The sequence below is a fragment of the Saccharothrix hoggarensis genome (genome assembly GCF_042678885.1).
Taxonomy (GTDB): Bacteria; Actinomycetota; Actinomycetes; order Mycobacteriales; family Pseudonocardiaceae; genus Actinosynnema; species Actinosynnema hoggarensis.
Genome location: NZ_JBHTLK010000029.1, coordinates 27,105 through 41,481, shown reverse-complemented (window position 1 = coordinate 41,481; position 14,377 = coordinate 27,105). Strand labels below are relative to the sequence as shown.

Here is a 14,377-nt window from a genome sequence, read left to right as displayed (position 1 = left end):
CCGCCGGGCGGGTCGGCGGGCGGCTGCGGCACGGGCGGTGGCGCGGGGACGGTGCCCGCGGGCAGCGCCGCGATCGTGCCGAGCAGCGTGCACGCGAACGGCCCGGGCCCGTTCTTGATCTGCGCCTGCACCACGCCCTGGGCGGCGTCGGCGATCTGGTACGCCTGCTCGCCGTTGATCTCGGCGACGATGCCGTAGCCCGCGTACTTCGCCGACGCGATCGGCATGCCCGCGGTGACGGTGGCGCGGTCGTCCACCAGGCGTCCGCCGAACGTCGAGCCGGCGGGCACCTCGACGTTGTTCGGCTTGCCGTCCAGCCAGACCGTGGCGAACCGGGTCGGCTTCGTCGGCGTGCCGGTGGCCTCCGGCACGGTCAGGTAGCGCACCTGGCCCGCGACCGGCGACACGATCCCGAAGACCGGGTTCATGGTGACCGTGCCGGTCAGGCTGACCTTGTTCGACAGGTCCTGCCGGGACGGCGTGGCCGTCGTCTGCACGGTGCCGCGCGGCGCCAGCCCGGGGTCGAGCGGCTCCGCCCCGGTCGACGTGCACGCGGTCGCGGCGAGCGCCACCGCGACCAGTCCGCACACGCGGACGAACGCTTTTTCGGACACCGGTCCCCCCAAACGCGAATACCCATTCCGGTTTCGCCAACTTACCCATATGACGCCGGCGGGGTGATCGGGGTTGCGCCTCACCGGGGAACCGCTCCGGGAGGGAGCGGTTCCCCGGTGGTCAGGGGATCGGGGGGCCGGTCCGGGAACCGGCCGGCGGCTCAGGCGACGGCGTGCAGCGCGCCGTCCGGGCCTTCGAGGCAGCGGGCCGTGCCGACCCGCGCGTTGACGAACTCGGTGATGCAGCGGCCCAGCTGCTCGTGCGCGGCGGCGTTCGGGTGGAACGACTGCTGCGCCATGTGGATGCCGATGGCGTCGAGGCCGCCGGACACCAGCGCGTACGGGTCGACGGTCAGCCGGCGCTGCCACTCGCCGGTCGTCGTGTCGCCCTTGCTGCACGCCTCGCGGTTCTCCGTGGCGCGGGAGAAGTCGAGGAACTTCACGCCGGTCCGCGTGGCCACGCCGCGCAGCGCCTCGGACAGCTGCGGCACGGCGACCGTGCGGCCGTAGCCCGCGTCGGCCAGCCGCAGCGGGCAGCCCTGCGGCCCGTGCCGGTAGCGGTCCATCTTCTCGGTCACCGGCGAGGCGTACGAGGTGAGGACCAGGTCGTAGGACGTGTCGGCGTAGCCGGCCTGGGTCATGGCGGCGCGGACGTCGCGCACCGCGACCTCCACCTTCGGCGCCATCGCGGCCAGGCGGGCGGGCCACTCGCGTTCCAGCGTCGAGCGGCAGCTCGGGCCGAACGGGTTCACCCACGCGGCCACGCAGTCGACCATGGTGTCGGCGAACCGGGGGTCGTCGTTCGCGCCCACCTGCACCACGACCGCGGTCACCCGGTACTGGCGGGCCACCTCGATGAGCCGCCGAGCCTGGGAGCCCTCGGTGTAGTGCACGGTGTCGGCCAGCGACACGTTCGCCGAGTCCGCGCCCGAGCAGGCGAGGTTGACCGTGCGGTCGGCGAGCCGCGTGCGGTGGATCATGGCCTGGGTGGAGCGGTGGCACCAGTTGCCGTTCTCCCCCTCGGTGCCCGGCTCGTACGACCCGGCGCCCTCGCCGGACATCGCGCTGTCACCGAGGGACACGACGGCGGTCTGCCGATCGTCGACCGCGGCCGCCGTGACGGGGACGGCGACGAGCGCCGCTCCGGCTGCCAACAAGGCGCCCACCACGGCGCCAACCTTCTTCCGCGACACCGCAGACCTCCAGGGCTTGATCACCGTCGACCGGACCCGCACGTCATCCGACCGTATGGCCGCCGCCACGCCGGGGACAACGTCCGATCGGCGGCTTTGCACGGCCCTTCGGGGGTCCGCATTCGGCGGCAGGCCCGTGGAGTGTCCACAGAGGACTTTTGCTGTGGGGGTTCGCGGGCGCCGGTGCGGTGGGCCGAGGAAGTGGCCCACCGCACCGGGACTGCCCGCTACTCCTCGCCGCCGAAGTCGTCGCCGCCGTCGAACACGTCGTCCACGACCTCGCCCAGCACCATGCCGCCGACGACGCCCGCCGCGACACCGCCGACCATCGCGCCCATCCCCGGACCGCCGTGGTGCCCGTGGTGGCCGTGGTGCCCGTGCACGCCGTGGCCGCCGCGCTCGGCGACCTGAGCCATCCACTGCCCGATGGCGGACGCCCAGTCGGTGTTCACGGCGTCGGCGTGCGAGGCGTGGAAGCGGCCGAACGCGTCGGAGCCGGACGAGAACATCCCGCCCCGCTTGTCGGCCTCCAGCACGACGACCAGCTCGTGCGGGCTGGTGACGAAGGTCAGCTCGACCTGGTTCACCCGGCCCGCGAACTGCGCCGGCGGGAAGAACTCGATCTCCTGGTAGAAGCCGAGTTCCTGGTGCACGCCGTGGATGCGGCCCGCCTCGACGTCGGCGCCGCGGAACTGGAAGCCGAGCTGCCCGAACGCGTCGAGCACGCGGTCCTGCGACGGCAGCGGCCCGACCAGCACCGGGTCGAGGTCGCCCTTGTCGGGCGCGCCGGAGATCACCAGCTCGGTCCGCACGCCCACCGTCATCCCGGGCAGCGGCTGCCCGCCGACGGCCGTGATCGGCGTTTCCCACGGCAGCGGCAGCTGGAACGGGACGGACACCGGCCGGCCGGCCGCGATCCGCACGTCCTGCGCGACCTCGACGCGCAGGAAGTCGGCCTTGCCGGCGAACTCGTGGTCGCCGTGCTCGACCTCGACCCTGGTCACCAGGGACAGCACGATCCGGTCGATGCGGGCGTCGCTGCTGCCGCCCTGGATGCGCACCTGGCCCGTGATCACCTGGCCGGGCTGCGCGTGCGGCGAGTCGAGCACCGTGTCGACGGACGGTCCGCCGACACCGAAAGCGCTGAGCATCCGCTTGAACATGAGGTGGTCTTCCTCCGTGGAATCCGGTCGGTCAGTTCGGTTGGTCGGTCTCGTCCTCGAAGTCGCCGATCAGCTCTTCGAGGAGGTCTTCGAGGGCGGCGATGCCGATCACGCGGTCGTCGGCGTCCGCCACCAGCGCCAGCTGCGCCCGTTCGGCGCGCATCGCGGTGACGGCGCTCGCCACCGGCAGCGTGGCGGACAACGTCAGCGGCGTCGTCATCAGGTCGCGGGCCGGTGTGTCGGCGCCCGTGGCGGTCGCGCGCACGGCCTCCCGGATGTGCACGAGCCCGACGAACCGCCCGTCCCGGTCCGTCACCGGGAACCGCGACCGGCCGCAGTCGCGGCTGCGCTCCTCGACCGCCCGCGCGCCGGTGTCCTCGGTGACGGTGACCGCGTCCGCGACCGGCACCATCACCTGGGCCACGGTCGTCTGCCGGAGCTGGAGCATGCGCGTCAGCAGCCGTCGCTGGCCTTCCGGGATCAGGCCGTGCTCGGCGGACTGCCGCACCAGCATGCGCACGTCGTCCGGGTGGTGCTCGGGGGCCAGGTCGTCCTTCGGCTGGACCTTCAGCAGGAGCAGCAAGGCGTTCGTCGTCGCGTTCAGTCCGCTGAGTACCCACCGGACGGTGTGCGCGAAGGCCCGGAACGGCAGCGCGAGCAGCAGCGCCGACCGCTCGGGGCGGCTGATCGCCCACGACTTCGGCGCCATCTCGCCGACCACCATGTGCAGGAACACCACCAGCAGCAGGCTGATCACGAACGCCGTCGCGGACGACAGCCCGGCCGGCAGGCCGACCGCCCGGAACAGCGGGTCGACCACGTCCGCGACCGCGGGCTTCGCCAGCGCGCCCAGCCCCAACGTGCACAGCGTGATGCCCAGCTGCGCGCCCGCGAGCATCAGCGACAGCTCGCGCACACCAGCCAACGCGGCCCGTGCCGCCCGGCTGGTGTGCGCGGCCTCCTCCAGCCGGTGCCGCTTCGCCGCCATCAACGCGAACTCGGCGGCGACGAAGAAGGCGTTGGCCGCCAACAGGACCAGCGACAGCGCCAACGACCACGACGTGCTCATCGCCGTTCCCCCGTGGCGTTCGCCGGCGCGGTGGTCCGCAGTCGGACCCGGCTCGCCACGTGCCGCGCGACGGCTTCCACCCGCACGGACACCGGGCCGATCACGACCTCGTCGCCGACGTCGGGCGTGCGACCGAGGCGGTGCATCAGGAGACCGGAGACGGTGTCGTAGCTGTCGTGCTCGGGCAGCGCGATGCCGGTGGTGTCGGCGATCTCGTCGATCCGCAGCCGTCCGGGCACCTCCCAGCCGTCGGCGCGCCGTTCCACGGTGTCGCGCGGCACGTCGTCCTCGTCGTGGATCTCACCGACCAGCTCCTCGGCGAGGTCCTCCAGCGAGACGACGCCCGCGAAGCCGCCGAACTCGTCCACCACGCACGCCAGCTGACGGCGTTCGGCGCGGAGCCGTTCCAGCACGGCCGGCAGCGGCAACGTGGCGGGCACGACCAGAGCGGGTGAAGCGATGTCGCCCACCGGTGTGGTCGCACGACGTTCTGGCGTCACGGTCAGCACTTCGGCCAGCCCGACGACGCCACGCAGGTCGTCCAGCCCGTCGCCGGTGACGGGGAAGCGGGAGTGACCGGTGTCCAACAGCTCGACCACGCGCGCGGCGGGTTCGTCGGCGCGAACGGTGTGGACGGAGACCCTTGGCGTCATGGCCTGGTCGGCGACGAGGCCCCTGAAGTCCAGGCCGCGGTCGAGGAGGCGCGACAGCTCGGCGTCCAGGTGACCGCCCGCCTCGGCTTCGCGGATGATCTGCCGGAGGTCGTCCGTGGTGGCGCCTTGCGGAAGCTCCTCGACCGGTTCGATGCCGACCGCGCGGAGGAGCCGGTTCGCGGCCGCGTCGAAGAGCCGGATCACCGGGCCCGTGACCTTGAGGTACGCGAGGGTGGACGCGCTCAGCGCCTTGGCGAGGGTTTCCGGTTTCGCGATGGCGAGGTTCTTGGGGAACAGCTCGCCGAGGACCATCTGGACCGCGGTCGCGAAGGTGAGCGCGAGGGCCATCGACAGCGACACCGCGAGCGCGGGCGGGAGGCCCGTGACGCCGAGCACGGCGGCGAGGCCGTTGCCCAGGAGGGGTTCGGCGACGTAGCCGGCGAGGAGGGCGGTCACCGTGATGCCGAATTGGGCGCCGGAGAGCATGAAGGAGAGGCGGCGGGTGACGAGGTAGGCGCGGTGGGCGGCCTGGTCGCCGTGCTCCGCCTGCTGGCGGAGGCGGCCCCGGTCGACGGCCAGGTAGGCGAACTCCTGGGCGACGAAGTAGCCGGTGGCGACGGTGAGGAGGACGATCGCCAGCACGCCGGTGATGATCAACATGGTGCGTTCAGCCGGGCCGGACCCGGCCGGTTACTACAGCCGTCTGACATACTTCACACTAACACGTGGGACTGTACGGTTGGGGGTGTGGCGAGGTGACGGAGGTCCTGCTCAAGATCGGCGAGTTGGCGGCGCGGGCCGGCGTCAGCATCCGCACCGTCGACTACTACACCAGCCTCGGCCTGATCGCGCCAGCGCGGCGCACCACCGGCAACTACCGCCTCTACGCCCCCGCCGACGTCGAGCGCATCCACCTCGTGCAGCGCCTTGAGGTCCAGGGCGTCCCGTTGGACGAGATCGCCGCCGCCTTCAACACGCGTGAGGCCGACGTGGCCCCGATCTTGGAGCGGATCGACGAGGACCTGCGCGCGCTGCAAGCCGCAGTGGAATCGGCGCCGCCCGAGGCCCAGGGCGTCCTGGCCGCCATCGCCTCCCGAGTCCACTCCCTGATCGCCCTGGCCACCCAGATCCCCCCACTCCCCTGACCCTCGTCATCCCCCCGACCCCGCACCCACGCGTAGGCGCGGGTCACGGGGCGGGGGTTGGCGCTGGTTCGGTGTGGACGGTGACGGCGGTCAGGCGGGGGACGGCGCGCTTCAGGTGGTGCTCGACCTCGTGGGCGATGTGATGGGCTTGGCCCACGGTCAGGTCGGGCGCGACGGCGATCGCCAGCTCGGCGCGGAGGACGTGACCCGTCCAGCGCATCTTCACGCGGTCCGCCCGGATCACGCCGGCCACCTGGGTGGCGGCTCGTTCGGCCAGGTCGACCGAGGCCGGGTCCACGGCGTCCAGCAGGCGGCCGAAGACCTCGCTCGCGGCGTCTCGCAGGACGAAGAGGATGGCCACGGTCATGCCCAGGCCGACCAGGGGGTCGGCCGCGGGGAAGCCCGCTGCGACGCCGACGCCGCCCACCACCACCGCGAGTGAGGTGAAGCCGTCGGTGCGGGCGTGCAGGCCGTCGGCCACCAGCGCGGCCGAGCCGATGTCCCGGCCGATGCGGATGCGGTAGCGCGCGACGAGTTCGTTGCCCAGGAACCCGACCACGCCGGCGGCCGCGACGACCCACACGTGCCGCACCGGCTGCGGGTCGAGCAGGCCGCGCACCGACTCGTACCCGGCGTACACCGCGGACGCGGCGATCACCAGCACCACGACGACGCCCGCCAGGTCCTCGGCCCGACCCAGGCCGTAGGTGAAGCGACGGGTCGCGGCGCGCCTGCCCAGCACGAAAGCGATGGCCAACGGCACGGAGGTCAGGGCGTCGGCGAAGTTGTGGACGGTGTCGCCGAGCAGCGCCACCGAGCCCGTGACCACCACCAACGCGGCTTGGGCGACCGCGGTCACGAAGAGGGCGACGAACGAGACCACCAACGCCCGCATGCCGCGCTTGCTGCTCTCCAGCGCGCTGTCCACGCGGTCCGCCGAGCGGTGACCGTGACCGTGCCCGTGGCCATGTCCGTGACCACGTCCATGACCGTGGCCGTGGCCGTGGCCGTCGTCCTTGTGCCCTCTGAGTCTCACTGGTCCGCCTCGTCCGCATCGGGTTCCACGCCGGGCCTCGCGGCTACCAGCCTACCTGCGCAGTCATGCAGATACGCAAGTAGGTAGGCTGTCGCCCATGCACACCGCGCTGTCGGACTTCGACATGCCGAACGACGAGCAGGTCCACCTGGCCGCCGAGTCGTTCCGGCTCCTCGCCGACCCGACCCGGATCAAGGTCCTCTGGGCGCTGCTCCAGGGCGAGTCGTCCGTGGCCTGCCTGGCGGACCTCGCCGGCGCCGCCCCGACCGCGGTGAGCCAGCACCTGGCGAAGCTGCGCCTGGCCGGTCTGGTGAAGGGCCGGCGGGAGGGCACGTTCGTCTACTACTCCGCCGCCAACGACCACGTGAAGTCCCTGCTGGCGCAAGCGCTCTTCCACGCCGACCACGTCGACCGCGGCATCCCGCCCGCCGACGACGCCGAGCAAGAAGTCGCCCATCACCGCCAGTGACGCGGCACGCCCTGGCGACCCGGTACCCAGGTGACCCGGTGCGCGGCCGGCCAGGTCAGGCAGGTCGGGCGACGCAGGCCGGGCGTGTCAGGCGACGCATCAGGCATGGCACGAGACGTCGGGGGACGTTGCGAAGCGTTGAGGAGGGGGCGTGACGGTGGTCGGCGACGGCACGGTGGAGGTGTTCGATCCCGGTCTCGCCGATGAGGCGGACCTGGCCGCGTACTACCGCGTGGTGCGGGACAGTCACGACGAGCCGGACGAGCCGGCGCCGACGTACGACGACGTCGTGGAGCGGTTGCGCAATCCGTTCCCCGGTGTCGGGCCGGCCGCGCACTGGGTGGTGCGCGAGGGCTACGGGATCGTGGCGTTCGGGTACGCGCGGTTCCCCGAGGAGGAGAACCGGCGCCTCACGGTCGCCACGGTGGTCGTGCACCCGGACTCACGGCGGCGCGGTGTGGGCACGCGGCTGCTCCGGGCGACGCTCCCCCACCTGCGCGCACGGGGGCGCACCGTCATCGAGGGCTGGCGGGTGCCGGACGGCGGCACGGCGGCGCGGTGGGCCCACGGCATGGGTTTCCGGACCGTGCGGGTGTTGGCGGTGCAGGCGTTGACGGTCGCCGAGGCTGATCGGTCGCGGTGGCCGGACGCGCTGCCCGACGGCTACCGCGCGGTCCGGTGGGTCGGTTCGGCGCCGGAGGACGTCGTGGCGTCCTACGCCGCCGCGCGGAGCGCGATCCACGACGCGCCGACCGGGACGACGGAGTTCCGCGCTCCGGAGTGGACGGTCGAGCGGGTCCGGGCGGCCGAGGCGGAGCTGCGGCGGGAGAACACCGAGCAGCGAGTGGTGGTGGCGGTGCACGAGGCCACGGGCGCGGTCGTCGGGTTGACGGAGGTGGTGCTGCTGCCGCACGGGCCGCGGACGTCGTACCAGGGCGACACGGCGGTCCTCGCGGCGCATCGCGGCCACGGGCTGGGGTTGGCGCTGAAGGGCGTGATGGCGCACTGGCTGGTGTCCGACCACCCCGACCTGGAGCGGATGGGGACCGTCACGAACGCCGACAACGAGCACATGGTCCGGGTCAACCACCGGCTCGGGCTCGCGACCGTGCGCACGGAACTCGTGATCGCGCACGACATCGACCTGCTGATCGCCCGGTTGGGGTGACCGGCAGGCCGGGTTCATTCACCCGGCCGGGTTGACTCGGCGACGGTCAGCGAGCGGTGAGGAGCTTGTCGTCCGGCACGAGGGCCAGGTCTTCGACCCAGCGGGCGACGGCGGCGGGCTCGGGGCGGAGGGGGCCGCGCAGGCGGGCGAGCACGAACGGCGGCTCGGCGCTGTCGCTCTCCACGGCGACGGCCCAGCCGCGGTCCTCGTCCCAGAGCAGGGCCACGTCGCGGTCCGCGAAGCCGGGCAGGTGCCCGTCGAGCGCTAGGTAGGCGGTGAGGCGGCCGCCGTCGGCTTGCACGTACGAGCACTCGCCGCGGAAGCCGAGCGCGTGCGTCACCTCCGACACGTAGGCACGCAGCGCGCGTACCTCTTCGTCATCGAATTCCCAGTCCACCACGCATCACCGTCCCGCCGCTGTGACACCCCGTCTCGCACCGACCGCTCGGCGCGGTCCGGGGTAGCCCGATCGAGCGTTTCCAAAACCCACAGGACGCAACTTTTCCCCTCTGAAGCTGCTTTGGGTATGCCCGGATCGGGTAGATGTGCTGGTAGAGGGCGCGCGAACGGGTGGAACCGGTGCCGCGGTGTTTCAGGGTCGGGGCGTGCGGACGGCGATCTGGGCGGTGCGGTCGAGGTAGTCGGCGGTGAACGCGCCGGAGACGGCCTCGGTCTCGGCGACCACGACGGTCACGCCGTCGAGCACGTCGGAGTCGTAGTTGAGCGCGGTGAACGGCACGTCGTCCATGCGCAGCAGGGCGCCCGGCAGCGGCGTGATGTCGCCGGTGCCGTGGATGTCCTCCACCCGCTTGAACTCGCGGGCCTGGTCGCGGTCGTCGAACTCGACCCACGCCACGGACACGACGATCGTGCCGCCGCTGTCGTGGGCGAGGGTGAAGAGCATGCGGTCGAGCGCGACGCACGGCGCGGCTTTCAGCAGCTCTTGGACCTGGCCGAACGAGTGGGGCGCGCACTCGCCGTCCGCCCTGGTCGCGCGGTCGACCACGCGCAGGCCGGTGCCCTCCCAGACCTCGTCCGGGTCCGGCACGGACAGCCCGCCCGCACCGGCCGCGACGACGCCCGCCAGCGCCGCGGCCGCGATCACCCCGCCGGAACCCACGCGCAGCCTCCTCCGCACCGCCGAGCCGAACCGCGCCGACCACCCCGTCGACCGGCGTCATCCCCCCGCGAGTACCCGGTTCGACGGTATCCCGCACCCGTCGGTTGCGGACAGCGTCCGGCCCCGAATGCGGGCAGGTCAGGGCAGGGTCGGCAGGTACGCGGGCGCGCGGCGGGCTTGAGCGGCCTGTTCGAACGGCCTGGGCGAGGGCGTCGGGGTTCACCGCGACCACGGCGTTGACCCGGCGGTCGACGGTGTCGATGCGGCGCAGGTAGGCCCGGGTGAGGTCGACCGAGGTGAGGGTGCCCGCGTCCATGCGCCGGACCAGCTGCGGGATGGTGGCCGCGTCCAGGTTCTCGACCGGGCGGCGGGTGGTGGCGTCGGCGGGCCGGGGGCGGTCGGCGGGCCGAGGGCCGGCCGGGGTCCGGTCCGCGGGTCGGGACGTGGTCCGGGGGTCCGCAGGTCGTGGCGCCGGGTGCGGTCCGAGGGCCGCGGGCGGTCGGTGGGCCGGGGGGCGGTCCGAGGGCCGGTCGGATGCGGTCCGCGGGTCAGGTCGGTGCTACTCGCCGTGGTCCGGGTTCGCGGCGGGGTTGGCGATCCGGGCGTGCAGCCGCTCCCGGATCTCGTCCGGCGTGTAGGCGCGGCGCTTGCGCTCCGCGCGGGCGATCACGACGCCGGTCGCCGCGACACCCGCGACACCGGCCAGGCCGAGCAGCTTCCACCAGCGCATCTGCCTAGGCTACCGGGATGGCGGGAACGAAGATCGGTCTGGACGAGGCGGTCGAGCTGACCCGAACCGGCGACGTGTGGCTGTTCCGCGGCAGCTCGGTGGCGGACCGGGCGATCCGGGTGACGACGAACAGCCCGGTGAACCACGTCGGCATGACGGTGGCGGTGGAGGACCTGCCGCCGTTGATGTGGCACGCGGAGCTGGGCCGCTCGCTGCCGGACGTGTGGACCGGCACGCACCACCGCGGGGTGCAGTTGCACGACCTGCGGGACGCGGTGCTGGTGTGGGCGCGGAAGTACGGGCAGCGGGCGTGGCTGCGCCAGTTGGACCGGCCGACGACCGCCGAGGAGGACGACGCCGTGCTGCGGACGGTCGCCCGGCTCAACGGCACGCCGTTCCCGTCCACGGCGCGGCTCGCCTCGCGGTGGTTGCGCGGTCGGCTGCCGAACCTCCGCAAGACCGCCGACGCGACCTTGGAGACCGCCTACTGCGCCGAGGTCGTCGCCGTCACCTACGAGGCGATGGGGCTGCTGCCCGCGGGCCGGCGGGCCAACTGGTACGACCCGGGCCGGTTCTGGAGCGGTGACGAGCTGGACCTGCTCGGCGGGGCGAGGCTGGGCGAGGAGATCGCGGTGGACATCCCGGCCTGATCCCGGCCGCGGGCGACGGACCTGCCGGAAACAGCCCTGTCGAGGGGTTCGCCGCCCTACCATCCGATCGGTGAGCATGCGTTCGAGCGTGGCGTTGGTGGCGATGTCGGTGGCGGTCGTCGTGGCCGGGTGCACCGCGGAGGCGGACGTGGCGCCGGAGCCGACGCCGACCGGGCTGGTCGGGGCGTTGGGGCAGGCCCGGGCGGCCGACGAGTCGTCGGTGCTGGTCGAGTACGGCGACGTGGCCGCCGTGCGGGCGCTGGTGGCCAAGGACGCCGAGCGCTTCCGGCCGTTGCTCGGTTACGGCTACTCGGACCTGGCGGGGCGGGCCGACGCGCTGCCGGAGCTGGTCGGGTTCGACCCGGGCGCGGCCACGACGGCGTTGCGGGTCGGGCAGTCGCCGGCGTGGGCGGGTGTGCTGCGGATGGACGTGGACGTGGCGGCGGTCGAGGCGAAGCTCGCCGCGCTGGGCGGCAAGCGGTCGGGCCAGGGTGTCTGGGTCACCGCCGAGGACGGCGAGGTCGTGCCGGACGGCCCGCTGGCGGAGGCCGGGATCGTGACCGGGTTCCAGCAGGTGCGCGTGGAGGCGGACGCCGTCACGTACGCGCCGACCGGCGAGTCCTTGAAGTGGCTGACGGAGCCGGGTGACCGGTCGCTGGCGGCGGACCCGATGATCGGGGAGCTGGCGCGGTGCCTCGGTGACGTGTCGGCGGCGGTGATCAGCAAGCCGAAGAGCGGGCTGCCGGTGGCGGCGGGCGTGCGGACGACGCCGTCGGGCGAGGCCACGGAGGTCGTGTGCGTGCCCGACGAGAACCCCAACGCGCTGAAGGACCTGGTGCGGACGAACCTCGACGGCGCGCCCTGGTCGACGGTGCTCCCCGGCGCCGCGGTCGAGCAGCCCGCGGACCAGACGGGCGTGGTGCGGGTGCTCGCGCCGGCCACCGCGGACACCAGGGTCGGGCGGGTGTTGAAGGCGTCGCAGCAGGGCGACTTGCCGTCGTTGTTCAGCTGATCGGGGGCGCGGGGGTCGGCAGCCGACCCCGCGCCCCGCCGGCTCACGTCGGCCGCTGGGCCACCCGCTCGCGGCTGGCCTCCACCGAGGAGCCCGATTCGCGCCGCGCCATGCGGCGCAACACGATCGGCGCCACCACGAACCCGACGACCGCCCACGCGCCCAGCGCGGCCACGGTCTCCAGCTCCCGCCAGGAGCCGCCGATCTCGGCCGCCGCGACCGCGTCCGGCAGCAGCGCCGACCGGAGGCCCAGGCCGACCCAGTACAGCGGGAACGCCTGGCCGACCCACTGGGCCCAGCCCGGCAGCGCGGTGATCGGGTAGAACACGCCGGACACCGCGACCAGGGCCATGATCAGCAGCATCACGAACCCGAGGCTCTGGGCGTTGCGGAACAACGCGCCCAGGATCGCGCCCAGCGGCAGGGTCGCGAGCAGCCCGAGCAGCACGACCCACGTCAACGTCAGCCACGTCGACGCGCGGCCCGGTTGCAGGCCGTCGAACGCGAACACCGCCGGCACCAGCACGAGCACCAGCACGGCGACCGTCATCGCGGCCTTGCCGAGCACCTTGCCGACGACGTACCCGAGGACGCCGTTCGGGGTCGCCCTGGCGCGCAGCAGGGTGCCGTCCTCGCGGTCCATGGTCAGCGCCATCGCCAGCCCCATGAGGCCGGTGAACACGGCGTTCATCGCGAGGATGCCCGGCACGGCCTGCGCGCCGAGCGGGAAGTCCACGCCGGGCGCCGCGCCGTCGCCGAACGCGTGCATGACGACCAGGGCCACCACCGGCAGCCACAGCCAGCCGAGCAGCTCGCCGACGTTCGTCATCGTCTGGGCGAACTCGATCCGTCCCCGCCGCACGCCCGCGCGCACGGCCACCGCGCGGGCGTTCACGCGCTCACCAGCTCGGACTCGCGGACCAGCGCCAGGTACACGTCCTCCAGGCTCGCGCGGCGCACCTCCAGGTCGTCGACGGCCTCGCCGTGCTCGGCGAACAGCTCGCGGACGTACCGGGTCGAGTCGGCCACCTCGACCACGTGCTCGGAGCCGTGCAGGCGGTAGCGCACCTCGGCCTTGCCGGCGATGCGGTCGGCCAGTTCGGCGGCCGTGCCGTCGGCGACGACCCGGCCGGCGACGAGGACGACGATCCGGTCGGCGAGCTTCTCGGCCTCGGCGAGGTCGTGGGTGGTGAGCAGGATCGCGGTGCCGGTGAGGCGGCGCACCAGCGCGTGGAACTCGCGCCGGGCCTCCGGGTCGAAGCCCACCGTCGGCTCGTCCAGGAACAGCAGCTCCGGGCGTCCGACCAGGCCGACGGCGACGTCCAGCCGGCGGCGCTGGCCGCCGGACAGCGTGCCGACCCGGTGGTCCACGTGGTCGGTGAGGCCGACGAGGTCGATCAGCTCGTCGGGGTCGAACGCGCCCTCCCGGTAGGGGGCGTAGAACAGGCTCAGGTAGGACAGCAGCTCCCGCACGCGCCACCGGCTGTGGTCGCGCCACGACTGGAGCACCACGCCGAGGCGGGCGCGCCACTCCTCGTCGCCGTGCTCGGGGTCGACGCCGAGCACCCGCACGTCGCCGGCGGAGCGGGTGCGGAAGCCTTCCAGGATCTCGATGGTGGTGGTCTTGCCCGCGCCGTTGGGGCCGAGCAGCGCGACGACCTCGCCGCGCCCGACGCTCAGGTCCACCCCGTTGAGCACGTCGGTGGAGCCGTACCGCATCCGCAGCCCGCGCGCGTCCACCACCGACGGTTCCCGCTGGTTGTCACCGGTTTTCATGGCTTCAACCGTATCGTTGAAGTGGGTTGTTGAGACTTTTCACGACCGGCAGTGCCGCTGCCTCGGATGGGTGCGGCGTAACCTTCAAATCGTCGTTGAACCCGACTGTGCCGCCGGAGGGCTGTCGTGCCGCTGCGCCCCGTCGACCTCGCCCGCGCGGCGGGCATCTCGACCCAGCAGGTGCGCAACTACCTGGACGCCGGCATCCTGCCGCCGGCCGAGCGGTCGCCGACCGGGTACCGGCGGTTCGACGAGCGGCACCGGGAGGCGTTGACGACGTACCGGGCGCTGGGTCCGGGCTACGGGTGGGACGCGGCTCAGGCCATCATGCGGGCCGTGCACGCCGGGACGCCGGCGGTGGCGTTGGCGCGGGTCGACGCGGTGCACGCGGCCGTGCACGAGCAGCGGCGGGCGTTGCGGGCGACCGCCGAGGCGTTGGAGGCGGTGGCGTCCGGCGCGGGGACCTCCGGCGCGGAGGTGTCCGGCACGGAGACGTCCGGCACGGAGACGTCCGGCGCGGAGGTGTCCGGCACGGAGACGTCCGGCACGGAGACGTCCGGCACGGAGACGTCCGGCACG

The 14,377-nt window shown here is 73.4% G+C and carries 16 protein-coding genes and 1 pseudogene; 6 read left to right on the top strand and 11 right to left on the bottom strand.

Translation table 11 applies throughout. From position 1 onward, the window contains the following. The 5 genes and pseudogenes from ACFQ3T_RS08740 to ACFQ3T_RS08720 all read right to left on the bottom strand — a co-directional run. Positions 1-614: pseudogene (locus ACFQ3T_RS08740) on the bottom strand (efflux RND transporter periplasmic adaptor subunit); the annotation flags it as partial. Between the two features lie 161 nt (positions 615-775). Then, positions 776-1,783 (bottom strand): GDSL-type esterase/lipase family protein, encoded by a 1,008-nt coding sequence (locus ACFQ3T_RS08735; protein ID WP_380722134.1) that lies wholly within the window; start codon positions 1,781-1,783, stop codon positions 776-778. 251 nt (positions 1,784-2,034) lie between these two features. Then, the gene (locus ACFQ3T_RS08730) at positions 2,035-2,970 is read right to left on the bottom strand and encodes a sporulation protein (RefSeq protein WP_380722132.1); all 936 of its coding nucleotides are present in this window, start codon (positions 2,968-2,970) and stop codon (positions 2,035-2,037) included. A 31-nt stretch (positions 2,971-3,001) separates the two neighbouring features. Next, positions 3,002-4,039: a hemolysin family protein gene (locus ACFQ3T_RS08725; protein WP_380722130.1), complete on the bottom strand. Its 1,038-nt coding sequence runs from the start codon at positions 4,037-4,039 to the stop codon at positions 3,002-3,004. Then, entirely contained in the window at positions 4,036-5,352 is a 1,317-nt protein-coding gene (locus ACFQ3T_RS08720) for a hemolysin family protein (RefSeq protein WP_380722128.1), read from the bottom strand. Before ACFQ3T_RS08720 ends, ACFQ3T_RS08725 begins: the two co-directional genes overlap by 4 nt. Positions 5,353-5,447: 95 nt before the next feature. Here ACFQ3T_RS08720 and ACFQ3T_RS08715 point away from each other — a divergent pair, with 95 nt between their 5' ends. Further along, complete coding sequence (locus tag ACFQ3T_RS08715; protein WP_380722126.1) at positions 5,448-5,837, top strand: helix-turn-helix domain-containing protein; 390 nt, start codon at positions 5,448-5,450, stop codon at positions 5,835-5,837. A gap of 43 nt (positions 5,838-5,880) precedes the next feature. Here the strand turns inward: ACFQ3T_RS08715 and ACFQ3T_RS08710 are convergent, their stop codons facing one another. Next, a complete protein-coding gene (locus ACFQ3T_RS08710) occupies positions 5,881-6,765 on the bottom strand; it encodes a cation diffusion facilitator family transporter (protein ID WP_380722124.1) in 885 nt (294 codons plus the stop codon). Positions 6,766-6,970: 205 nt separating this feature from the next. Between ACFQ3T_RS08710 and ACFQ3T_RS08705 the strand changes: the two genes are divergently transcribed. Next, a complete protein-coding gene (locus ACFQ3T_RS08705; RefSeq protein WP_380722122.1) occupies positions 6,971-7,342 on the top strand; it encodes an ArsR/SmtB family transcription factor in 372 nt (123 codons plus the stop codon). Positions 7,343-7,493: 151 nt separating this feature from the next. Then, a complete protein-coding gene (locus ACFQ3T_RS08700) occupies positions 7,494-8,510 on the top strand; it encodes a GNAT family N-acetyltransferase (protein ID WP_380722120.1) in 1,017 nt (338 codons plus the stop codon). 46 nt (positions 8,511-8,556) lie between these two features. Here the strand turns inward: ACFQ3T_RS08700 and ACFQ3T_RS08695 are convergent, their stop codons facing one another. From ACFQ3T_RS08695 to ACFQ3T_RS08685, 3 genes are all read right to left on the bottom strand, one after another. Then, on the bottom strand, positions 8,557-8,907 hold the full coding sequence (locus ACFQ3T_RS08695; RefSeq protein ID WP_380722118.1) for a DUF6292 family protein: 351 nt from the start codon (positions 8,905-8,907) through the stop codon (positions 8,557-8,559). Positions 8,908-9,102: 195 nt separating this feature from the next. Continuing rightward, on the bottom strand, positions 9,103-9,630 hold the full coding sequence (locus tag ACFQ3T_RS08690) for a hypothetical protein (protein WP_380722116.1): 528 nt from the start codon (positions 9,628-9,630) through the stop codon (positions 9,103-9,105). Positions 9,631-10,189: 559 nt separating this feature from the next. Next, on the bottom strand, positions 10,190-10,360 hold the full coding sequence (locus ACFQ3T_RS08685; protein WP_380722114.1) for a hypothetical protein: 171 nt from the start codon (positions 10,358-10,360) through the stop codon (positions 10,190-10,192). Positions 10,361-10,377: 17 nt separating this feature from the next. On the opposite strand from ACFQ3T_RS08685, the gene ACFQ3T_RS08680 reads away from it, so the two are divergent. Then, positions 10,378-11,010 (top strand): hypothetical protein, encoded by a 633-nt coding sequence (locus ACFQ3T_RS08680; RefSeq protein ID WP_380722112.1) that lies wholly within the window; start codon positions 10,378-10,380, stop codon positions 11,008-11,010. Positions 11,011-11,080: 70 nt separating this feature from the next. Next, a complete protein-coding gene (locus ACFQ3T_RS08675; protein WP_380722110.1) occupies positions 11,081-12,022 on the top strand; it encodes a hypothetical protein in 942 nt (313 codons plus the stop codon). Positions 12,023-12,065: 43 nt separating this feature from the next. On the opposite strand, the gene ACFQ3T_RS08670 is transcribed toward ACFQ3T_RS08675, so the two are convergent. Both ACFQ3T_RS08670 and ACFQ3T_RS08665 read right to left on the bottom strand, forming a co-directional pair. Further along, positions 12,066-12,917 carry an ABC transporter permease gene (locus ACFQ3T_RS08670; protein ID WP_380722108.1) on the bottom strand — a complete coding sequence of 284 codons (852 nt, stop codon included), beginning with the start codon at positions 12,915-12,917 and terminating at the stop codon, positions 12,066-12,068. Beyond that, positions 12,914-13,798 (bottom strand): ABC transporter ATP-binding protein, encoded by an 885-nt coding sequence (locus ACFQ3T_RS08665; RefSeq protein ID WP_380722106.1) that lies wholly within the window; start codon positions 13,796-13,798, stop codon positions 12,914-12,916. The genes ACFQ3T_RS08670 and ACFQ3T_RS08665 overlap by 4 nt, the downstream gene beginning before the upstream one ends. Positions 13,799-13,924: 126 nt before the next feature. On the opposite strand from ACFQ3T_RS08665, the gene ACFQ3T_RS08660 reads away from it, so the two are divergent. Then, positions 13,925-14,377: MerR family DNA-binding transcriptional regulator (locus ACFQ3T_RS08660; protein WP_380722104.1), on the top strand; the 453-nt coding region annotated here is incomplete at its 3' end.